General features: G+C 56.8%; 21 protein-coding genes. 12 read left to right on the plus strand and 9 right to left on the minus strand.

Annotation, left to right across the window (positions count from 1 at the left end):
• Positions 1-5 precede the first annotated feature (5 nt).
• From CEPID_RS06995 to dut, 3 genes are read right to left on the minus strand one after another with little or no spacing between them, the layout of a single operon-like run.
• On the minus strand, positions 6-701 hold the full coding sequence (locus CEPID_RS06995) for a DUF3159 domain-containing protein (RefSeq protein WP_083984410.1): 696 nt from the start codon (positions 699-701) through the stop codon (positions 6-8).
• Entirely contained in the window at positions 698-1579 is an 882-nt protein-coding gene (locus CEPID_RS07000) for a DUF3710 domain-containing protein (RefSeq protein ID WP_083984411.1), read from the minus strand. The genes CEPID_RS06995 and CEPID_RS07000 overlap by 4 nt, the downstream gene beginning before the upstream one ends.
• An 11-nt stretch (positions 1580-1590) precedes the next feature.
• Positions 1591-1983 (minus strand): dUTP diphosphatase, encoded by a 393-nt coding sequence (dut, locus tag CEPID_RS07005; RefSeq protein WP_236684322.1) that lies wholly within the window; start codon positions 1981-1983, stop codon positions 1591-1593.
• 162 nt (positions 1984-2145) lie between these two features.
• Here dut and CEPID_RS07010 point away from each other — a divergent pair, with 162 nt between their 5' ends.
• Positions 2146-2679, plus strand: coding sequence for a DUF3093 domain-containing protein (locus CEPID_RS07010; RefSeq protein ID WP_052843426.1), 534 nt, complete (start codon positions 2146-2148; stop codon positions 2677-2679).
• Between the two features lie 78 nt (positions 2680-2757).
• Here the strand turns inward: CEPID_RS07010 and CEPID_RS07015 are convergent, their stop codons facing one another.
• Together CEPID_RS07015 and CEPID_RS07020 are read right to left on the minus strand one after the other, a co-directional pair.
• Positions 2758-3051 (minus strand): DUF4193 domain-containing protein, encoded by a 294-nt coding sequence (locus CEPID_RS07015; RefSeq protein ID WP_047240359.1) that lies wholly within the window; start codon positions 3049-3051, stop codon positions 2758-2760.
• A 180-nt stretch (positions 3052-3231) separates the two neighbouring features.
• Entirely contained in the window at positions 3232-4062 is an 831-nt protein-coding gene (locus CEPID_RS07020) for an inositol monophosphatase family protein (protein WP_047240360.1), read from the minus strand.
• Positions 4063-4130: 68 nt separating this feature from the next.
• Here CEPID_RS07020 and ppgK point away from each other — a divergent pair, with 68 nt between their 5' ends.
• Both ppgK and CEPID_RS07030 read left to right on the plus strand, forming a co-directional pair.
• A complete protein-coding gene (gene ppgK / locus CEPID_RS07025) occupies positions 4131-4883 on the plus strand; it encodes a polyphosphate--glucose phosphotransferase (RefSeq protein ID WP_047240361.1) in 753 nt (250 codons plus the stop codon).
• 307 nt (positions 4884-5190) lie between these two features.
• Complete coding sequence (locus CEPID_RS07030) at positions 5191-6780, plus strand: RNA polymerase sigma factor (RefSeq protein ID WP_047240362.1); 1590 nt, start codon at positions 5191-5193, stop codon at positions 6778-6780.
• A 49-nt stretch (positions 6781-6829) separates the two neighbouring features.
• Here the strand turns inward: CEPID_RS07030 and CEPID_RS07035 are convergent, their stop codons facing one another.
• The 3 genes from CEPID_RS07035 to CEPID_RS07045 all read right to left on the minus strand — a co-directional run bounded on the left by CEPID_RS07035 (position 6830) and on the right by CEPID_RS07045 (position 10281).
• Entirely contained in the window at positions 6830-8158 is a 1329-nt protein-coding gene (locus tag CEPID_RS07035; protein ID WP_052843430.1) for a DUF418 domain-containing protein, read from the minus strand.
• A gap of 174 nt (positions 8159-8332) precedes the next feature.
• The gene (locus CEPID_RS07040) at positions 8333-10045 is read right to left on the minus strand and encodes a DEAD/DEAH box helicase (RefSeq protein WP_047240363.1); all 1713 of its coding nucleotides are present in this window, start codon (positions 10043-10045) and stop codon (positions 8333-8335) included.
• Positions 10042-10281, minus strand: a complete 240-nt coding sequence (locus tag CEPID_RS07045) for a DUF3039 domain-containing protein (RefSeq protein ID WP_144413477.1) — start codon at positions 10279-10281, stop codon at positions 10042-10044. Before CEPID_RS07045 ends, CEPID_RS07040 begins: the two co-directional genes overlap by 4 nt.
• Before the next feature lie 57 nt (positions 10282-10338).
• Between CEPID_RS07045 and CEPID_RS07050 the strand changes: the two genes are divergently transcribed.
• From CEPID_RS07050 to galE, 6 genes are all read left to right on the plus strand, one after another.
• Positions 10339-10794, plus strand: coding sequence for a DUF3099 domain-containing protein (locus CEPID_RS07050; protein WP_047240365.1), 456 nt, complete (start codon positions 10339-10341; stop codon positions 10792-10794).
• Positions 10795-10849: 55 nt separating this feature from the next.
• Positions 10850-12373, plus strand: coding sequence for a DUF7782 domain-containing protein (locus tag CEPID_RS07055; RefSeq protein WP_047240366.1), 1524 nt, complete (start codon positions 10850-10852; stop codon positions 12371-12373).
• 26 nt (positions 12374-12399) lie between these two features.
• Positions 12400-12834 carry a D-aminoacyl-tRNA deacylase gene (gene dtd / locus CEPID_RS07060; RefSeq protein ID WP_047240367.1) on the plus strand — a complete coding sequence of 145 codons (435 nt, stop codon included), beginning with the start codon at positions 12400-12402 and terminating at the stop codon, positions 12832-12834.
• A 128-nt stretch (positions 12835-12962) separates the two neighbouring features.
• Positions 12963-13952, plus strand: coding sequence for a sigma-70 family RNA polymerase sigma factor (locus CEPID_RS07065; protein WP_047240368.1), 990 nt, complete (start codon positions 12963-12965; stop codon positions 13950-13952).
• A gap of 196 nt (positions 13953-14148) precedes the next feature.
• A complete protein-coding gene (locus CEPID_RS07070; RefSeq protein ID WP_047240369.1) occupies positions 14149-14832 on the plus strand; it encodes a metal-dependent transcriptional regulator in 684 nt (227 codons plus the stop codon).
• Positions 14833-14865: 33 nt separating this feature from the next.
• Entirely contained in the window at positions 14866-15852 is a 987-nt protein-coding gene (galE, locus tag CEPID_RS07075; RefSeq protein WP_047240370.1) for a UDP-glucose 4-epimerase GalE, read from the plus strand.
• Positions 15853-15912: 60 nt separating this feature from the next.
• Here galE and CEPID_RS07080 read toward each other — a convergent pair whose 3' ends face one another.
• Entirely contained in the window at positions 15913-17022 is a 1110-nt protein-coding gene (locus tag CEPID_RS07080) for a DUF4192 family protein (protein WP_158408032.1), read from the minus strand.
• Between the two features lie 371 nt (positions 17023-17393).
• On the opposite strand from CEPID_RS07080, the gene CEPID_RS07085 reads away from it, so the two are divergent.
• From CEPID_RS07085 to CEPID_RS07095, 3 genes are all read left to right on the plus strand, one after another.
• Entirely contained in the window at positions 17394-18377 is a 984-nt protein-coding gene (locus tag CEPID_RS07085; RefSeq protein WP_047240372.1) for a PAC2 family protein, read from the plus strand.
• A 29-nt stretch (positions 18378-18406) separates the two neighbouring features.
• The gene (locus CEPID_RS07090; protein WP_047240373.1) at positions 18407-20947 is read left to right on the plus strand and encodes a DEAD/DEAH box helicase; all 2541 of its coding nucleotides are present in this window, start codon (positions 18407-18409) and stop codon (positions 20945-20947) included.
• A gap of 253 nt (positions 20948-21200) precedes the next feature.
• Positions 21201-22145, plus strand: coding sequence for a hydrogen peroxide-inducible genes activator (locus CEPID_RS07095; protein WP_047240374.1), 945 nt, complete (start codon positions 21201-21203; stop codon positions 22143-22145).
• Positions 22146-22197: the final 52 nt, after the last annotated feature.

Here is a 22197-nt window from a genome sequence, read left to right on the forward strand (position 1 = left end):
CGACGCTACGAATGAACGTCTTCAGCCTCGAGTTGTTCTTGCTGTGCGTTAGCTTTGCGCACCAAAACGATAGTGAGCAGCGTGACTAGTCCGGTTAGAGGCCAGCCCATCGCGATACGCGCGATAGCTAGGGCATCCGTGGAATCGGCATTATAGAAGTTGTTTTGCACGATGAATCGCGCAAAGAAAACCACGGCCCACGCTGCGGTAGCCATATCGTACCAGCGCAGCACCGATTTATGGTTACGCCAATCCATGCTCTCACCATTGATGCCTCGCCAAATGACGCCCACTGCTGGCCAACGGACCACAATTGAAGCGAGAAAAGCGATTCCGAGCAGCAGACTTACCCAAATGCCATAGAGGAAGTAGCCCTTGGCGCTTCCCGTGAAATAAGCAATCCCAGCGCCGATCCCGACCCCGATCAAACCAGACACCGCTGGCTGCAGGTTCTCCTTGCGCACAATGCGCCAGGCAAAAAGTGCTATCGCCACACCTAGTGCTGCAAGAAGTGCGGTGCTTAAGCCGAACCGATTGTTGACCGGTACCAGCACCAAAATAGGCAGCGTGGAAGATACGAGACCGGAGATTCCGCCCATTTGCTCCCACATGGTGGGTTCCGCTTTGTTGTGTGCGCTGGTTTCGGTGTTCGGCTCGGAAACGGCCGCGCTGTCTTCCTCCATTGCCTGGATTTCAGTCATTTCTGCTCACTTTGGTCGTCGACGGCCTGGCGTTGTCGCATTTGTTCGACTGCGCTTCCGCTATCTCGCCCGGGCACATCCGAGTCAACCGCAGGCGTCTGTGCAACTGGTGACTGGCGTTCCGCATCGAGATTAGGCTGTGGGGTTTCAGAGGTGGTTGGCGCTGGTGCGTCTGCCCGCTGCATCATCGCCTCTTGTACTTGGGCAACGAGTTGGGACGGCATTGTCACCGGCAATACTGCGCCTGAGAGCATTGGGGTTTCTCCACGATATACGAAGCTTCGTGCAGCAACTTCGCGACCAAGCTGCGCCAGATCCGTTGCACGGTCATTGGGCGCAGCTAGGGTGAAACGAAGTGTCCAGCGGGGTCCATCAACGCCGAAAATCCGGATGGTCGCGTGCTCCGCACTTCCTACCACCTCCTCGCCCCATGGCCCCTGCTCCGTGGTAACTGCTAGCCCATCGGCTGACATTCCAGCGACGATTTCTGGCACTGATTCCGCCCAAACGCCGCCCGAACGTGGTGCAGCGAAGGCCACCGGGGTAATCCGCCCAAATTGCGTGACAATGTGCAGCATGCGAGGTCCTTCCTCACCCATCTCCACCTGCACCTCGGAGGGGTTCGGCATCGCGATCTTCATGGACCCTAAATCCAGGGTGCCGACCGAAAAATCGCTGAAATCAAAGTCATCGTAGTTGATGCTGTCGCCGTCGAAAGGCCCACGCTCTTGACCATCGTGGATCTCTGGGGCCTTGTCGACGTCCGGCTGAGTCGAAGCATCCTCCCGCGCTGCGTCCGCCGGGTTAGCTACGACATGAGTCGCAGTCGGTTCGGTGTTTGGCTGTTCTTCGTCGTTCTTTTTAGAAAATGGCCACATGTTAGTTGCTCCTAAACTCCGGTTGAACCGTACCCGCCCGTTCCGCGGACCGTCTCATCAAGTTCTGCTACTTCGGTGAATTCCACCAGCTCGACCCGCTGAATTACTAGCTGTGCGATGCGATCGCCCCGGGTGATCTCGATGGGAGTACGAGAGTCGAGATTGATGAGACAGACCTTCAACTCGCCCCGATAATCAGCGTCGATCGTGCCTGGGGTGTTGACGATGCTCAGCCCCTGCTTCGCGGCCAATCCCGAGCGTGGGTGAATCAACCCCACCATGCCCAACGGTAATGCGATGGCCACCCCAGTGCTTACCAATACGCGCTCTCCTGGGGCGATAGTCACGCTCTCTGCTGCATAGAGATCGGCGCCTGCATCGCCACGGTGCGCCCGAGTTGGCATCGGAAGCTCAGGGTCAAGTCGCTTCAGTTGGATCGTGCGGGGAAATTCTGCCTCGTAAGATTCGTTCACCTCAACCACCCTAGTAGTTAGTTGGAAACAACGCGGAGGCGACGCGAATCTGGGCGTCTCCCGCCTCTGGTCAACCTCTCAGTGTCAGGGCCTGTGGCCAGTGAAGTAGAGTTAGCTCTTGTGACTGGCTCATCTGCAAAAAATCAGGGAAACAATGCTCAGGTGCTCTATGCCGAACGCCAATGGGTTCCGTGGTATTGGTGGGGGCTCGCCATTATCGCGGCTATTCTCACGGCAACGCAGCTGGGGATGAACCGTTCCATGGCGTGGTTTGTAGCACCCCTGGTTCTCTTCTCGGTGTTCGCCCTTTGGGGGTTGTGGCAACTGTCAACTACACGACTGACTGTCGAGGTTGATCCAGATGGGACGCGTTGGTTGCGGGTGGGTACCGCTCAATTGCCTAATACCGTGGTTGAGAAAGTTTTGGCAGTTCCAGAAAGCGCCAAGCGCAATGCAATGGGTAGACAGCTTGATCCGGCAGCCTTCGTGGCGTCGAAAAGCTGGATGAAGCAAATGGCGATGATCGTGCTGGACGATCCAGAAGACCCAACCCCCTATTGGTTGGTGTCGACCAAGGATCCTGAAGCGGTTTTGGCTGCGTTCGTGCCGGAGTTGTTCTCTAGATAATTGCGTAAAGACATACAAATGTGCCGAAGGCGCCCTCAAAAACAGAAATTTTCTGAGGGCACCTTCGGCGTTATGTGGCTATGCGCAGTCGAGGCAGATGAGGGTGCCGTCTGGTTCCTCGTGCGAGATTCGGTTGCGACGCTGTACCAGGAAGCAGCTTCCGCAGGTGAATTCATCTTCGCGTCGCGGAACGACAGTGACGTTGAGTTCTTCGCCAGAGAGGTCGAGCGCTGGCAAGTCAAACGGCTCGACGATATCGCCGTCATCGTCCATGTCGCTGACGGTGTGCTCGGCGGCCTTCAAACCTTCCAGCGAGTCGGTTTCCAGTTCGTCTTCTACGCGACGTCGTGGGGCATCGTAATCAGTGGCCATGCCTGGGGTTCCTTAAACGAGATTAGTGGGTTCAAAGCAACCGCTGCGCGGCCACTTTTGTGGAACATATCGACGCGGATATTAGGCCACAATTGCGTCGTTGTCACATTCCGACACGCAAATTTTCCACCCGTGGCACACCCGGAGCAGAAAATTTAGGCAAAACCCCAGGTAGAACGACTAGCGAGCAACCGGGTTGCAGGCACCAATTTCATCCAACACGCCGTGAAATTCGTCCCAAATCCCAGGGGCAGTGACCAACATGATCTCGCCGGCATCTCCGGGCGTCGACAAGCTGGGCGTACGCACTTTAGCCCCCGCCTCGGCGGCGATGAGCGCGCCCGCCGCGAAGTCCCAGGCATTAAGCCCGTGTTCAAAATGCGCATCGACTTCGCCGGCAGCGACCATGCAAAGATCCAGCGCAGCACTGCCCAGGCGCCTAATGTCGCGGATTTGTGGCAGCAACCGAGCAACCAATGCACTTTGGGCTTGTCGACGCGTGGCGCTGTAACCGAAGCCGGTAGCAACCAAAGACTGCCGGACCTGGGTCTCCTGGGACGCCTGCAGCACCGTTTCCACTCCATTGAGCCTGCGGGTTGCGCCCCGACCGGCCGCAGCGCTGAACAATTCACCCGTGGCCACGTTGATAACCGCGCCGGCTACGACCTGCCCATCGACCGCCGCTGCGATCGAGACCGCATATTGCGGCAAACCGTAGAGGAAATTCACCGTGCCGTCGATGGGGTCGACAATCCAGGTCACCTCGGAGGTAGCAACACGCGAACTGCCTTCCTCGCCGATGAGCCCATCGGCCGGTCGAAGGCGTTCGAGCTCGCCGGAAATGAGTTCCTCAGCAAAGGTGTCTACGACTGTCACGGGGTCAACTGGAGAACTCTTGGTTTGGGTATAGGCTCGCACGTCGCCCAATTCGGCCCGCTTGCGCGCAATTTCTGTCGCGGTAAGTACCGCGATCTCCACCGCAATGTCCTTCAATTCCTCATAGTTAGTCATACCCCTATTGTGCCCCGATTCATTTGCTGACGAGCAGCCAATGCGCTTCAGCATTTAAGATGAGCAGCATGACTTCACTTGGCTTCGGCATCGACATCGGCGGATCCGGCATCAAGGGTGCGGTAGTTGACCTGGACACCGGCGAGTTGGCAACTGAGCGGATCAGGATACCGACTCCCCAACCCGCTACCCCAGACGCTGTGGCGGCCACCGTTGCGCAACTTGTCTCGCTTGCCGAATGGGAAGGACCAGTGGGCATCACCCTGCCCTCCGTCGTGCTCGCTCAACGGGCCCTCACCGCTGCGAATATTGATCCAGCCTGGGTCGATCTTGATGTTCATGAACTGTTTAGTTCGGCACTGCCCGCACGGGACCTCACCGTTCTAAACGATGCCGACGCCGCCGGCTTAGCGGAGGCAACTTTCGGAGTCACCGAAGCTCGCAGTGGTGCCTGTATCCTACTGACCTTCGGTACCGGAATCGGCTCGGCTTTTCTGCTGGAGGGCGAGCTCTTCCCCAACACCGAAATTGGTCATCTCTTGGTGGATGGCAAAGAGGCAGAACACCGTGCCAGCGCCGCGATCAAGGACAACAAGGGCCTGAGCTACGCGCAGTGGGCTAAGCGGGTGGACAAGGTCCTCCACGAGTACGAACGCCTTTTCCGGCCAACTGCATTCATTGTGGGTGGCGGCATTTCCCGAAAGCACGAGAAATGGGTTCCGTTACTCACGGTCTCTACCCCAGTTATCCCAGCTCAACTGCGCAACAATGCCGGGATCGTCGGGGCGGCGATGGCAGTGGCAAAACAGCTTCGCCCTTAACCCGACTAGTGAAGTGTGACAAATTTCTCTCCAAAAAACCAGGGCGAAATCTTGCTTCTGGAAAGTTTTAGCTATACTGGCGTGTTGACCGTTGACTTCAGGTGAGCGTCCGATAATCCCCAACGCATCACGATGATGCACACATACAGATGACAATTCGGGTGATGACATCGGACGCGCTTGATTTCTACCTCTGGCTACTTTGCGCAGCTGATTGCCCAATGCAATCAGCCCACGCGTCGAGAAGCACGCCGCTCGTCGACGCGAGTAGCACGGATACACGAACAAGCAAGGTGAAAGGGCGTACGTGGCAGCCACTGACTCTCCTGATCAGGCACAACCTGAAGGTGCCGTCGAGACTAAGACTGTGAAGAAGACCGCAGTCAAAAAGGTAGCTAAGAAAGCTGTCCGCAAGGCAAGCCCTCGGGTAGCTAAGTCCGCTGCAGACACTGGCGTGAGCACCACGCCAGACACCGCAGTACCTGTTGCTGCCGATCTCAGCGCAGTGGCTGCGGAACCAGCTGCGTCCTCCGACGACTCCGCCACCGAAACTCCTATCAAGCGGGCTGCCAAGAAGACCGCGAAGAAGGTAGCCAAGAAGACCGCTAAGAAAGCTGCGAAGAAGGCCGCCAAGAAGACCGCCAAGAAGACCGCCAAAAAGGCGTCTGCTGGTGCAGTTGCTGCGCAGTCCGAGCTCCCAGAGGATGAGATCGCGGAGTCCGTCGATGATGGACTCGATGACGAATTCAGCGCCGAGCATGACGACCTTGACACGGACTTCCCACTCGGCATCGATGAAGACGACGAGCTCGACGAAGACGAACTCGACGGCGATGTCACTGATGACGAAGATGGCCTCGCCGAAACCGACGACGATGAAGAAGACGACGGTTCCTCCGTATGGGACGAAGACGAATCCGCAGCGCTGCGCCAAGCCCGCAAGGACGCCGAGCTTTCCGCTTCCGCCGACTCCGTCCGCGCGTACCTCAAGCAGATCGGTAAGGTCGCGCTGCTGAATGCTGAGCAGGAGGTCTCCCTTGCCAAGCGTATCGAGGCCGGCCTATACGCCACCCACAAGATGGAAGAGCTTGAGGAAGCATTCGCCGCCGGAGACAAGGACGCGAAGCTCACCCCCGCTGTCAAGCGTGACCTGCGCGCAATTGCTCGCGACGGCCGCAAGGCCAAGAACCACCTTCTGGAAGCAAACTTGCGCCTGGTGGTTTCTCTGGCCAAGCGCTACACCGGACGTGGCATGGCCTTCCTGGACCTGATCCAGGAAGGTAACCTCGGTCTGATTCGCGCCGTGGAGAAGTTCGACTACACCAAGGGTTACAAGTTCTCTACCTATGCCACCTGGTGGATCCGGCAGGCGATTACTCGTGCGATGGCCGACCAAGCCCGCACTATCCGTATTCCGGTCCACATGGTGGAAGTGATCAACAAGCTTGGTCGCATCCAGCGCGAACTGCTGCAGGATCTTGGTCGCGAGCCGACGCCACAGGAGCTCGCGAAGGAAATGGACATCACCGAGGAAAAGGTCTTGGAAATCCAGCAATACGCCCGGGAGCCAATCTCTCTGGACCAGACCATCGGCGACGAAGGCGACTCCCAGCTCGGTGACTTCATCGAAGACTCCGAAGCCGTGGTCGCTGTGGACGCGGTCTCCTTCACTCTCCTCCAGGACCAGCTCCAAGATGTGCTGCAAACGCTGTCCGAGCGCGAGGCCGGCGTGGTGAAGCTCCGCTTCGGGCTTACCGACGGCATGCCGCGCACTTTAGACGAGATCGGCCAAGTCTACGGTGTCACCCGTGAGCGCATTCGCCAGATCGAGTCGAAGACAATGTCGAAGCTGCGCCACCCTTCGCGTTCCCAGGTATTGCGCGACTACCTCGATTAATGAGTTTGACCCCTAACCAATGCAGGTTAGGGGTCAAACTTTGTTGCGACTAGCTATCTTGCGGCTGGTTCCCGCCTTGGATGCCCACCGGGTGCGAAGCCCGATAGTCTGTGGCTAGTCCAGTTTTGCCATAGGAAAGCCGACGGTGGGCCCATTCAAATGGGCCTGGTTTGTTCGCAAGTTCCAGCGCGCCACAACACACCAGTGTGAGCACCCAAACGACCACTGCCATCAACGTCGATTCCGCTGCACCCTGGCCTTGAGATAGCCCCAATCCCCACGGTGCTACCAAAATCCCGAAGAACACCGATTGGAGCAGGTATCCGGTCATAGATCGTTTTCCCAAAGCCAAGACCATTCGCAGCAACACCCCAGGGCGCTGGCCGGCTGCAGCTCGGCGCTGCGCCGGCATTGTTGCCAAGATGATCGCAGCGATAATGCCTGGGCCGGTGAGCACGCCAAGAGCGTTGTTCACCATGAAGAGCGGCATGGCAAGAGCGGTAGGCAAAACGCCCACCATTGCCAGCCCAGTTGGCAAGCCGATACCCAGCATAACCGCTACGGCAATCCACATGGCGAGGAGCAGATGGCGTCGAAAAGCAGCGGGGTTTTTGAATACCCCACGCCGAGCTGCGACCATGCCAACGAGCATCAAGGGCAGTAGCATGAGTCCCTCAGCCACGAAAAGCATCGGAGACATCGCTGCTAACACCGCGCCCTCAGTGAGCTGATCGAGATAGTTTTTGATCGGGCCTGTAAGAGTGTTGCTTTCTAGTCCAACTGCCTCTGCAGTACCAAGGTTTCCGGCGAACAGCGTCAACCCAGCAATTCCGAGATACATGAGCGTGTTCGCTGCAAACATCACTCCTGCGAGTATTAGGAGCAGTTTGTCAGACATTGTGATCATCGTGGCCAGCAGCATCCCCGCCAAACCGTAGAAAAGCATGATGTCGCCATAGAAGATGAACACAGTATGTATGAGCCCGAAGACCGCCAACCAGCCATAGCGTTTGACGATCACCCTCCGGGCTTGAGCTAGTGGATAGTGGCGACGATACAAGCTGGCAGCGATCAGTCCTATACCAAACCCCAACAGTGTAGAAAACATTGGCAGGCCACGAACGTGGAAGAAAATGCAGGCAAAAATGACCGCGATCTTGTCCCAGAGGCTGTTTTCATAGACTCCACCCAGTAGCCAAGCCAGTGGGGCATCGGGTGCCTGAACCCATGCCGTGGTGACGTTAGCTCCCGCGATTCCTAACAATGTCAATCCTCGGGCAGCATCGGGAGCGATGAGCCGGGCGCCGTCGACAGCGGTGCGTGAACCTGTGGCAGTTGTAGGGCTTGGAGCGTGTGGGCTCGAGACGTGCGGATGCATAGGAATGCAGCAACTCCTTAAAGCGCAGGTCTGGTTGTGGGTGGAAACACTTTCGGGAATGATTTCGGGAAAATGGCGGCCAATTCAGAATCCATTTTCTATAACCTCCCCTATACTAACGATCGTTGCGAAAAGGCGTTGTAACGCACTCGCGAGGCCGTCCCCTCGCGGCCGCTACCACTGACGCAGATAAGCAATGCGGTCGCGCAATTGCTCCGCGGTACACATAGCGGTCGGTGGTCCGCCACAGGCCTTGCGTGCCTCGGTGTGAATGGCACCGTGAGGACGCCCGGTGCGCGATGCCATGATGGAGACCAGCGCGTTGAGTTCCTTACGTAATTGGGGAATTTCCTGGCTGGCCACCCGGGCTGTCGCTTGTTGATTACCAGCAGATTGTCGTGCCTGTTCTTCGGCTTCTTTCCGCTTGCGGTCTTCTTCAGCTCGTGCTTCCACTTGCTCCGCTTGGCGTTGACGCAGCAGGGCACGCATTTGCTCGGCATCAAGTAATCCTGGCAATCCTAGGTAATCCGCCTCCTCGGCGGAACCCGTAAACGCACCCGTGCCATAGGTGGAACCGTCGTAAATGAGGGAATCGAGCTCAGCTTCGGCCCCCAGGGATTCGAAGGTCTTTAATTCGTCCTTCTCATCCTTGCGTTTGTTGGCGTCGGCAAGAAGTTCGTCGTCCCAGCCTTCCTTCGGTCGGTCCGGCTTGCCGAGCACATGGTCGCGGGAGGTTTCTAGCTTGGCAGCCAAGTCCAGCAGCACGGGCACCGATGGGAGGAAGACCGATGCGGTCTCCCCTTCCGCCCGTTTACGTACGAATCGGCCAATGGCCTGTGCAAAGAACAGCGGCGTTGACGACGAAGTAGCGTATACCCCGACTGCGAGCCTGGGAACGTCCACACCTTCGGAGACCATACGCACCGCGACCATCCACTCGTCAGCAGAGGCAGAAAACTCAGCGATGCGTTCGGAGGCACCGGGTTCATCGGAGAGAATAACCGCCACCGGGGTGGAAGACAGGCTTTCGAGGATTTTGGCATAGGCCCTGGCGGTGGTCTTGTTCGTAGCTATCACTAGCCCACCGGCATCAGGAATCGACTCCCGCAGCTGGCGCAGACGGATGTGTGCTGCTTGGAGCACTGCAGGAATCCACTCACCGCGGGGGTCGAGTGCAGTCTGCCAGGCGCGCGTGGTTTGTTCCGCGTTCAGGGGTTCACCGAGACGCGCCGCGAACTCCTCTCCAGCCGACGTACGCCAACGCGCCTCGCCACTGTACGCGAGGAAGACCACTGGGCGCACCACGCCGTCACGTAAGGCATCCGAGTACCCATAGGTATGGTCGGATTGCGAAACGAGGTGTCCCTCCCCGTCCTCGTCATAGCGGACGAACGGGATCGCGGCATCGTCAGAGCGGAACGGAGTTCCTGTCAGGGCAAGTCGACGCTCCGCGTCACAGTAGGCAGTACGAATGCCATCGCCCCAGCTCTTGGCATCGCCACCATGGTGAATCTCGTCAAGGATCACCAGGGTTCGTTTGGCCGTAGCAATGGAATAATGCTTGTAAGGATGCATCGCGACCTGAGCGTAGGTCACCACAATCCCGTGGTATTTCGGGTGCACTACCCCGCTGGAGTTAGAAAACTCGTGGTCGAGGGACAGCCCCACCCGGGCAGCTGATTCGGCCCACTGCACTTTGAGATGCTCAGTAGGCACGACCACAATCACCCGGTCAACGGTACGATTACCCGTCAATTCCGTAGCAACTCGCAGCGCAAAAGTCGTCTTACCAGCACCAGGCGTAGCAACCGCCAAGAAGTCTTGCGGCTTTTCGGTGAGGTATTTGGTTAGTGCTGCACGCTGCCAGGCGCGAAGGTTGTCACTCACTTTTTGCGCAAGCCTCGGTAAATCCGCTCGCAATCAGGGCATACCGGCGAGCCTGGCTTGGCTTGCTTAGTCACGGGGAAGGTCTCTCCGCAGAGGGCAACCACCACACGACCGTTGACGGCTGAGTCAATGATCTGGTCTTTTTTGACGTAGTGAAAGAACTTCGGTGTGTCGTTGCTCGTGTCCAGGTTTTCCTGAACCTTTGGCCTTTCGATGGTCTTCGTTGACGTACTCACCCGATCTATCATGCCCCATAACGCCAACCAATGACACACCAGGATTAGGCTTAAGTCATGACCGAAGCGCAGGACATCCCAAATCCCCAGTCTGGGGCGGGTGGCACCCGGCGCGGCTCTGGTCGTTTTGGCCGGGCTTTACGACGCCCTTCGCCCGCTCTCATCACGGACGCCAAGCGTTCACCGCTCGATGACCTCGAGCATCGCAAGCGTGTGTACTACTTCTTGCAGAGCACACGTATCCCGTTTCTTCTAGCTTCCGCGGGAACATACATGTGGCTGCACTTGGTGTGGCTGTCCGTGCTGTTATTTGTGGTGTCGATCCCTATGCCCTGGATTGCCGTGGTGATCGCTAATGGGCACGGTGAGGCAAAGGATCGACGCACGCAACAAACATATAAGCCTCAGGCAGCGCGCCAAGTTGCCCGGCAGCAGCAGGAGGCGGTAGGCAACGATTCTTCTGCCGCATTGCTTCCAGCAAAAGATCCTCGGATTATTGATCATGATGACTAAGCTTTCTTGCTAAGCCTGCGTGAGCCCCAAATTTGTGTGTAAGGATGCCTTTGCTATGAGTTCTTCCCTGTTGCCTGCGAAACTTCCCGAAATTTCCAGGCAGTTGGTTGCAGTTTTCCGGCGCGAAAATTTCACGGTAGCCGGTGTGTCTGAGCTGTTGGGTCCGCAGGCCACTGCTGCGTGGCGTCGTGGCGAGCCCGCCGCGGTGCGTCGGCAGGCCCCTGAAGACTCGGCTTTGGGGGTTCTCATCCGTGTATTCATTCTTGGTGATGCCGTCTCGCGGGCCACGCTGGCTGACATTCTCGGCGAGTCAGTGGTTGCAACGTTGTGCCCGGGTTCTGCCAATGCGGCTGAGGTTCGAATCACCTGCGATATCATCCCGCATGTCATCGCAGGCGCTGATCATTGGGTGTTCTCGGATAAAGACGCCTCGATGGTGCAAAAGGTGGCTGGCGCGGAGCATGTGTTGGGCGTCGGGGCGGCTTCGCTTTCGTTGTTGGATAGTGTGCCACGTTCTTCTGTGGATTCTTTATTGGATGTGGGTACTGGCTCGGGGGTGCAACTGCTGGCCCAGGCACCCTACGCCGCACACCTAACAGGTACCGACATTCACCGGCGGGCGCTGGATTTCGCGGAGGCGACGGTGCTTGGCGCTGGGTTAGTCGATGTTGAGTTGGTTCAAGGATCCTGGTTTGAACCGGTCGCGGGGATGAAGTTTGACCGGATTGTTGCTAACCCGCCGTTTGTGGTCGGGTTGCCGGAGGTAGGCCATGTCTATCGAGACTCGGGCTTTAATTTGGACGGCGCAAGCGAATTAATGGTCTCGCAGGTCGCAGATTATCTAACGGAGGGCGGCACTGCCCATTTGCTCGCCGCGTGGATCCATGAGGACGGCGCCCGCTGGCAGCAGCGTATAGCGTCGTGGCTGCCAGATAACGGCGTGTGCGCGTGGGTCTTGCAACGCGATGTCGCGGATCCAGAGCTCTACGTGAGCACCTGGCTGAGTGACGAGTCTGTAGATCCGCGCTCCCCTGCGGGTCAGGAACGCACGACCTTGTGGCTGGATCACTTTGCCACGCATAAGGTCTCGGGAATTGGTTTTGGCTTTGTGGCGATCCAGCGCCTAGCTGACGACGAACCATCCGACATTGTGGTTGAGGAGCTTTCGCAGCAGTTTACTGATCCGCTTGGCGACGAAGTAGCGGAATATTTTCTGCGGGCAGGGTGGTTACGCGAGCAGACTCAGGTGTCGTTTGCGCTTGCTACTTACCAATTGCGCCCTGGCGTTGCGGTAGAGGAAGTTTCGGTGGCCGACGAAAGCACCGGCCAGGGAGTAGTGCCGGCGGCCAAACGCATTGTTCGTCTTGATGGTCCTCGGTTCAGCCATGATATCGATGAGCACGTTCTTGCCATGCTCAAAGGTTTGCACCCAAATGGGCTGTCGCTGGCAGAAATCGTTGAATTGTACTGTCAAGCCCACGGTTTCGATAGTGATGAGGTGTTAGTGGAAATGATCGGTATCATGGTCGACTTGATTCGACACGGCCTCGTTTTGCCCGCTGAATTGATTGCTGACTAGTGCCGGAAAAATGTGAGAGGAGCGAAATGAAGGCTGTTTTGACTCGGGTTAGTTCCGCTAAGGTTACCGTCGCGGGCGAAACGGTCGGCGAGATTTCCTGTCCCGAAACCGGTGGCATTTTGGCTCTCGTCGGTGTTGGCCGTGATGACGCGCCGGAAGCTTGGGAAGTCATGGTGCGCAAGATTTCTGAGCTGCGCATTCTCGAAGGTGAACGTTCCGTCCTGGAAGTCGGCGCACCGGTCCTTCTCGTCAGTCAGTTCACTTTGCTTGGCCGGACTGCGAAGGGGCGCCGGCCGTCGTGGTCTGATGCGGCGCCTGGCGATGTCGCCCAGCCTGTGATCGAGAAGATTGCTGTTGGACTGCGTGAACTGGGAATCACCGTGGAGCAGGGTCAATTTGGCGCGATGATGGAGGTCTCGAGTGTGAACATGGGCCCGTTTACGGTACTCGTCGAAGCTTAACATCTGAAGATTTCCCCAGCTAGATGCGTTTTTATTCACATTTCAAGCATGTGATTGGGGTGTTGGGGAACTATTGGGCACGGTGCGCCGTTAGGCAGATTAAGACCAACGACGAGCAGGAGGCAACCATGACTCAACCGTCCGCTTTAGATTTTGACGGAGAGGAAGTTGACCGCGGCAGTCGTCGTGGCCATACCAACGATAATCCTGCAGCGGACCTGGTCCGTGTTTACTTGAACGGCATCGGTAAGACTGCCCTGCTGACGGCCGAGGATGAGGTGCGTCTCGCCCAGACCATCGAGGTCGGGCTGTATGCCGAGTACCTGTTAGAAAATGAGCCGGAGACGTTGACTCGCGCCAAGAAGCGGGACCTAAAGGTACTGGTCAAGGAGGGCAAGAAAGCCCGTTCCCACCTCCTAGAAGCAAACCTCCGCTTGGTGGTATCGCTGGCCAAGCGCTACACCGGACGCGGGATGCCGCTATTGGACCTCATCCAAGAGGGCAACCTGGGCCTGATTCGTGCCATGGAGAAGTTTGATTATTCCAAGGGCTTTAAGTTCTCTACGTATGCCACATGGTGGATTCGTCAAGCGATTACCCGAGGCATGGCCGACCAGTCGCGTACGATCCGCCTCCCAGTCCACCTAGTGGAACAGGTCAATAAGCTTTCTCGCATCAAGCGCGAGCTGTACCAACACCTTGGCCGTGAGGCTACTAACGAAGAGCTCGCGGACGAGTCTGGCATTGATGAGTCCAAGATTGAGATGTTGTTGCGCCAATCCCGCGACCCAGTGAGCTTGGATATGCCCGTCGGCGCGGACGAAGAAGCCCCGTTGGGGGATTTCATCGAAGACTCCGAAGCAACTGATGCCGAGACCGCTGTTGTTGCATCCCTTCGGCATAGCGACATCACCTACGTGCTCGACACTCTGGAGCAGCGTGAACAAGACGTCATTCGGCTGCGTTACGGCCTCGACGACGGCGTCCCCCGCACCTTGGATCAGATCGGCCGCAAATTCGGCCTTTCTCGCGAGCGGGTACGCCAGATTGAGCGCGAAGTAATGGCAAAGCTTCGCGACGGCGAACGCGCCGACAAACTCCGTGAATACGCTCTCTAAATCTCCCCGAGAACTCACTCATTTTTATGTGGCGCTGATTGAATTTTCTCAGCGCCACATCGCGTTTGTTGTGGGCCGAGTGTAGCGCCGTTGCCCCTGAGGTTTTCCGTAGGTGCGCTAAACTGAAGTGCATTGCACCACCCCATTTATAGGGTTGGTTAAAGATTTTTCATTTTATTGAAAGGGCTGCGCGTTCGTGAAGGACCTAGTCGATACCACCGAGATGTACCTTCGTACCATCTATGAGCTTGAAGAAGAAGGCATTACCCCACTGCGTGCACGCATCGCGGAACGTCTAGAACAATCCGGCCCGACGGTCAGCCAAACCGTTGCCCGCATGGAACGAGATGGTCTCGTAACTGTCGCAGGTGATCGCAGCCTCAAGATGACTCCCACCGGAAGAACCCTGGCGATTGCTGTCATGCGCAAGCACCGTTTGGCAGAACGCCTGCTCACGGATGTCATTGGCCTTGATATCTCCAAGGTCCACGCGGAAGCTTGTCGCTGGGAGCACGTGATGAGTGATGAGGTTGAAAAGCGGCTCGTCGACGTACTCGATAATTTTCAAACCTCCCCGTTTGGCAACCCAATTCCTGGGCTGAATGAACTAGGCGTCGAGAAGCCCGAGGCTGATTTTGGCAGTCGACTCGTCGATTTGCCGGCCGGGCAAGAAATCACCGGTGTGGTCACCCAGATCAACGAGATCATCCAGGTTGATGAGGACTTAGTCTGCGCTCTTCGCGACGCCGGAGTTCGCTTGGGTAGCACGATCACGGTTTCGGCCAACCAGGGACACACGCTCCTATTGTGTGGCGAAAAGTGCGTCTCCATCCCAGAAGATCTTGCCCACGCGGTGCGGATTGCCCCCATCAAGAAGTAGTTTCGTCTTTTTGTTTCAAGTAAAGGAATATTCATGAAGGTTTTGGTTACCGGTGGCGCAGGTTATGTTGGCAGCGTGTGTACACACGTGCTGGTGGAACAAGGCCACGAGGTTACAGTCATCGATGATTTTTCCACCGGTAACCGGGACGCACTCGCTCCAGGCGCTACCCTTATCGAAGGCGATGTCTACGATCTCATCGAAGACACGCTTGCCGCTGGAAAATTTGACGCTGTCCTGCATTTTGCAGCGCGTTCCCTGGTGGGAGAATCAGTAGAGAAGCCAGATGAATACTGGCATCACAACTTTGTCACCACTCTCGAGCTGCTCGATGCGATGCGAGCGAACGGGGTTCAGAATTTGGTATTTTCTTCCACAGCTGCAACCTACGGTGAACCCGCACAGGTTCCGATTACTGAGGACATGCCCACCGCACCAACCAACCCATATGGCGCCACGAAACTAGCCATCGACCATGCCATTACCTCATATGCCAACGCTTATGGCATCGGCGCCACCAGCCTTCGTTATTTCAATGTCGCTGGCGCCTACGGCTCAGTGGGGGAAAACCGCGAGGTGGAAACTCACTTGATTCCATTGGTTTTGCAGGTTGCGATGGGGCATCGCGACAAGATCTACATTTTCGGGGACGACTGGCCGACAGCCGACGGAACTGCTGTCCGCGACTATATCCACATCCGAGATCTCGCAGATGCCCATGTGCTTGCGATGGAGTCAAACCAGCCAGGCAACCACCGCATTTTCAACTTGGGTTCAGGTGACGGTTTCTCGGTGCGTGAAGTCATCGACATGTGCCGAGAGGTCACCGGTCACCCGATTCCTGCCGAGGTGGCGCCCCGGCGCGCTGGCGATCCAGCTACACTCATCGCTTCCTCGGAAAAGGCAAAAACGGAACTCGGCTGGCAACCGCAGCGTACCGACTTGCGCACGATTGTGGAAGATGCCTGGGCTTTTACCTCACAGCTCGGTGAGGCAGCCCACTCCGCTCAACAGGGGTAGCTGATCGGCTGGGCTAGCATTGTTGCCTCGAATGATGCCCGCCCAGCTTGGGTTGGGTAACTACAGCAGGCCGAAGAGCTGTGCACGAGCTTGTTCAGAGCCTTTCACGCATGCCTGAGCCACTAGGTACAGCCCACCTGCAACATGGGCTTGGCTAAGCAAGTTGGCCAAGCCATGATCGGGTACCGTCTCCAGCGCCACCTGCAACGCAGGCGCCACATAGTGCTCCATTCCTATCGGGCCCGCCGCCAAGGCCGCTACGGCTAGTGCATTTGCCCGCACGGTCTTTTCAGTGGACCGGGCAACCGCGATCGCGACGAGAAATGCGGCTTGCCCTAGCGACGTGAACGTGGAGTCAAGAATGCAGTCACGGAACTGATGGTTTGTAAAGTAGGGAGCCGCCTGGGCGATTATGTCTGCATCGGCCATGATGTCCTCCACAGTCAGTTCCGAGTTCAAGACGTACGAAAGCAGCTCTCCCCAGTCACAGAGGATCGCCTCGGCCAGACGATACTCGTCCTCCTCCGGACAGCGCATGAGTGCAGCAAGCATTGATTCTGCATGCTGATGTGCAAACGACGTCGCCGATGTGATTTCCGCGGGGGTCATGTAGGGGTTCGGACCCGAGCAAAACTCGACGGTTTCCTGCCTGTTTAACGCTGGCAAAGTACCCGTTCGTCGATAATTGGCCATGGAGGCCGCATCCAGGATGTTCCCCACTTCGCCGGCATCCCAAAACTCCCGACCGGTGGTATTCTCCCCGAGTTCGCTTGCCGATTCCCCCGCTACTCGTAGATACGGCGCTCCCGATAGCAGTTCTGGAACCAGCCAAATCGCAGCGATGTCCAGGCCCAGATCGCGAAACGCTAGGATTGTTTCCTCTGCCACATCAGTTGCCGTATCGGCGTCCGTCCCGGTTGAGATGATCGCCCCGAGGATCAAACTTGGATCGTGAAGTTGCGCAGCCCGACAAAGCTCGACAATTGCCTCCGGGTCGTCAATATCGGCCCTAAGCACCGGGCCTAGTTCATAGAGTCTCCCTGTAGTGCGATGTGCCTGGAATACAAACAGCACGAAGGATTCGTGCGGGTAGTAGCCCAAGATGCCGGGAATGTTTGCTAAAAGATTTCCTGGAGTGACGATGTATTGATCAGGTGATGTTGTTGTCATGCCGACAGCATTGCCCATGCGCCCACCACGTCGTGAGGACAGCAGTGGACAACACTCCCCTCAGCTACACCCTGTGGATAACTTGGAGGTTTCGACTGGGAGTTTCGACCCCCGGGATGGAATACTTCAAGGCTTAGCTGCGTTATGGTGGTAGGTTCACAAACACAGTGAATCCGTGCGATCAAAATGGGTTAGCTGGCGTCGCTAGAGGCAGCTTGGGCAGTGGCGTTTCCGCCAAACTAGGGATGTGCCACAAAACCGATGGAGATGCGGATAGACTAACCCGAAGCTATCCAGTCTGGCACGGCTCAGATTTACCCGGATTCGATAGAGTGCGCACCTTTTACTGCGTCTGATACAGGAGGAAATCGATGGCTGATCACAAGCCTTCCATGTACGAGCTGGAATACCCGGCTCCTGAGGTTTCCACGCCCGAAAACAGCGGGCCGACGCTCATTATCGCCCTCCACGGCTACGCTGATGCCGGCCAAGCCGTAGAGGCCGGGGCAAAGCACCTTCGTGCTGCCCTCGACCACCGGACCTTGGCATCGTTTAATAGCGATGAGCTCATCGATTACCGCTCCCGACGCCCGGTGGTGACCATCGACCACAACGAGGTCGTGCGTTCCGACGACCTCAACCTCGGCCTTGATGTCATCCGCGACTCCCAGGGAAAGTCGTTCTTACTGTTGTCGGGCCCAGAACCAGACCTTCGCTGGGAAGCGTTCTCCCGCTCTGTTTCCGAACTCGCGGATAGGTTTAATGTTGACAAAACCGTGTGCCTCTACGCAGCACCGATGGCGGTGCCACACACTCGTCCTTTGGTCATCACCGCACACGGTTCCAACCCAGAAACCACGTCGAATTTCTTCAAGATGGACACTAAAATAACCATCCCAGGTTCCGCATCCTTGCAGATTGAACGGATGCTGACCAAGAAGGGGCGAGACGTCTCCGGCCTAACCGCGCACGTGCCACACTACCTCTCCGCCTCGGACTATCCCGAAGCTACGTGGCAGCTGCTCAACGCGGCCGCGAGTATCGCGGAGCTGGACCTGCCATTGCGTTCCTTGCAAGCCGATGCCGAACGTGTCATGGGGTTGGTTCAAGAACAAGTTGCGGAATCGCAGGAGATCCAAGCTGTTGTGCACGCACTTGAATCCCAGTACGACGAAGAGCTCGCCCGTTACCAGCAGGAACACCCTCAGCAGTTGCTCCCTGGAGTCACTGACGTACCTAGCGGCGAGGAACTAGGCCAAGAGTTTGAAAAATTCCTAGCAGAACTTGAACAAGGCGAAGACCCCTATCACGGTGACAATGGTTCTGGACCGAACGCGGAGGAAGATACCCCTTAGCCTGAACGCTAACGGCTAGGCTAGATGTCGTGAACCTATCCGCGATGTTGCCTGATCTATCCGAAGTACCTGAGTCCCTATTCGACGAATCAATTTTTGATTCTTTTCTCGCTTGGACTCAGCAGCGGGGTATTTCGTTATACCCCGCCCAGGAGGAAGCTGCGTTGGGTATTCTCGCGGGCGACAATGTCATCCTCGCCACTCCAACCGGTTCGGGTAAGTCAATGGTGGCAATCGCCGCGCATTTCATCGCTATGGCACGTAGACAACGCAGTTTTTACACTGCGCCGATCAAAGCTCTTGTGAGCGAAAAGTTTTTCGCGCTGTGCGAGATCTTCGGGCCTGAAAACGTAGGGATGATGACTGGTGATGCCACCGTTAACGGGCGCGCTCCTATCATTTGTGCCACAGCCGAAGTCGTGGCCAACATCGCCTTAAGGGAAGGCGCTGACTCCGACCTAGATCAAATTGTCATGGATGAGTTCCATTATTACTCGGAGCCAGATCGTGGCTGGGCATGGCAGGTCCCCCTCCTCGAACTCCCCAAAGCACAATTTCTACTCATGTCGGCCACTCTCGGAAACACCTCTTTCCTTGAGGCCGACCTCACCCGTCGTACCGGGCGCACCACCAATGTAGTCAGTGGTGCTGAACGCCCTGTTCCGCTGGAGTTTTCCTACGTCTACACTCCGATCCACGAAACGATCGAGCAGCTTTTGGATGCCAAGAAAGCACCCATTTATGTTGTTCATTTCACGCAGCGAGAAGCCATTGAACGCGCCCAATCGATGACGTCCATGACGATCGTTACCGCGGAGGAAAAGGCGCTCATCGCAACTGCTATCGGGGATTTTCGCTTTACCACCACTTTCGGCAAGACCCTGTCGTCGCTACTACGACGAGGTATCGGCGTCCACCATGCCGGCATGCTGCCGAAATACCGCCGCCTCGTCGAAAAGCTTGCCCAGACCGGGTTGCTCAAGGTTATCTGCGGCACGGATACGTTGGGGGTTGGGATTAACGTTCCAATCCGGACCGTGCTCTTGACCGGACTGACGAAGTTCGACGGCGCAAAGCACCGACTGCTGAAATCAAGGGAGTTCCACCAGATCGCAGGACGCGCAGGGCGAGCCGGTTTTGACACGGTCGGAACAGTCGTCATCGAGGCCCCGGAGCACGAAATCGAGAACTATCGTCTTCGTCAAAAAGCCGGCACTGATCCGGCGAAGCTAAAGAAGATCAAGAAAAAGACCGCCCAACTGGGCGTGGTGAGCTGGACAGAAAAGACCTATGAACGCCTGATCAACGCAGAGCCGGAAAACCTTAGCAGCCAATTCAAGGTAAGTACCTCCATGCTGCTCAACGTCATCGCCCGGCCAGGCGATGGCTTCACGCACATGAAATCGCTGCTGCGAGACAACCATGACAGTCGCACCAAACAGAACAAGGACATCATCACCGCGATTGAGCTTTTCCGTGGGCTACTGGCAGCTGGGATCGTCGAGAAGCAGGCGGAAGGCACCGATGAGGCGGGGCGCACCTACCACTTGACGGCCGAGCTGCAGCGAGATTTCGCCCTGAACCAACCACTTGCGCCTTTTGCTTTGGCAGCGTTGGCCTTGCTAGATAAAGAATCGGAGACGTACTCGCTGGACGTATTGTCCGTATTCGAGGCAATTTTGGACGACCCGCGCCAAATCTTGATCGCCCAACAAAAGGTGGCCCGCGGGGAAGAAATCGCTGCTTTGAAGGCAGAAGGTGTGGATTACACCGAGCGCATGGCGATCGTGGAAGACATCACCTGGCCGATGCCCTTGGCAGACCTGCTGGAACAAGCCTACGACACGTACTCCGAAACTCAGCCTTGGGTAAAAGAGTTCGCATTGTCGCCGAAGTCGGTCGTTCGAGACATGATTGAACACGCCATGACGTTTTCGGATTTGGTCGCCACCTACGGTGTCGGTCGTTCAGAAGGCGTGGTTCTGCGGTACCTCACCGACGCGTGGCGCACGCTCCAACACTCCCTGCCAGCCGAATACTCCACCCCCGAGCTCGAAGACATCATCGTCTGGTTGGGTGAATTGGTACGCCAGGTCGATAGTTCTTTGGTGGACGAATGGGCGCAGATGGGCAACGAGGATTCACCAATTTCCAAGGACGTGGTGGAACGCGAACTGGCCTTTGGTGTGGAAGACCCTACTGCCCTGTCTGCCAACCGCCGCGCCCTGACCATCATGGTACGCAACGCCATGTTCCGCCTTGTCGAGCTCTTTGCCTACGAAAAGGAAGATGAACTCGCAGCACTGACCGAATATCTTGCTGACGCACCGGACTTCGGCGCCGGGATGGACGACTACTTCGCTGACTACGCGGACCTCGATACCTCCATGGCAGCCCGTGGCGCCGACTACTTTTCGCTGGAAACTACTGGCCGAATGTGGCAAGTCCGCCAGATTATCAAGGACCCGGAAGGAGACAATTCTTTCGCCTTCAGTGGAGTGGTAGATCTTGACGCGACCGATGCTGCGGGAGAGGTTCGTTTCGCTTCACTAACCTTAGAAAAGAATTAATTCATCCATCGTCAGACACTTAAACACCCTGTTGCAGCGAGCAATAATCAAAGGTCAGAAGGGATAAAACGGGGTGAGTGAAAATTTACTTCGATTTGGCAACTATTAATAGTAATGCTAATAGTAAGATGTAATACCTGGCGATTTAAACAACCCAGCTCACGCAATCTCATCAGCAAGATGCAGGTCACTTTCACGCCGCCACATAAAACAAATTGAGATATACGCCCGAACGTTTAGAGGACTAACAAACATGGCAAGCCGAGGCTACCGCCCGACGTTGGCACAGATTCGCACCTTCGTCACCATTGCCGACACCAAGCACTTTGGTACCGCAGCAACGAAGCTCTCCATCTCGCAACCTTCGCTTTCGCAAGCGCTGGTCGCATTAGAGACTGGCCTTGGAGTCCAACTCATTGAGCGTTCGACCCGTCGCGTCATCGTAACCCCCGTCGGTGAATCCTTATTACCATTTGCCAAGGCCACCCTTGACGCTGCCGATAAGTTTCTCGCGCATGCTCAGGGCGTCGAAGGTGCCCTCGGTGGCCCGCTGACTATCGGGATGATTCCTACGGCGGCACCATATATCCTCCCCAGCTTGCTGAAGATTTTCGACGCCGAATTCAAAGAGCTTCAACCCCGCATCGTCGAGGCCCAAACGCAACCTCTCATCGATCGTCTCCGGGACGGCAATATCGACGTTGCTCTGCTCGCGATTCCATCTGGTTCCCACAGCCTGGTAGAAATCCCACTGTACGACGAAGAGTTCGTCGTCGTGGTGCAAGAAGACCATCCTTTTGCTGGTCGCACCGACCTCACCCTCGAGTCGTTGCGCGACCTCGAATTGCTATTGCTTGACGACGGCCATTGCCTCCGGGATCAGATCATCGACCTCTGCCGCATGGTCAGTGTTCACCCCACTATGACACGGTCGGCGATCGCCCAAGCATCCAGTCTCGCCACGGTTATGCAGTGCGTAGCCGGTGGCCTAGGCGCGACTTTGATACCTTTGTCTGCGATCGATGCAGAAACTATGCGCCCCGGAATCGCGACCGCTCGGTTTGCCCCTGGAGTCAATGCATACCGCACGATCGGCATCGCCTACCGCACGTCGTCAAGCCGGGCCGAAGAGTTCAACAAGTTTGGCGAGGTCGTCAAACGCGCGTTCAGCCTCGTCACTGGTGAGGCTGCACGCTAACTTCTTTGGGTAACACCGTCGTCCGTTTTACCCAAAAAGTCCAGGCGCGGAT

This window comes from Corynebacterium epidermidicanis (assembly GCF_001021025.1).
Taxonomy (GTDB): Bacteria; Actinomycetota; Actinomycetes; order Mycobacteriales; family Mycobacteriaceae; genus Corynebacterium; species Corynebacterium epidermidicanis.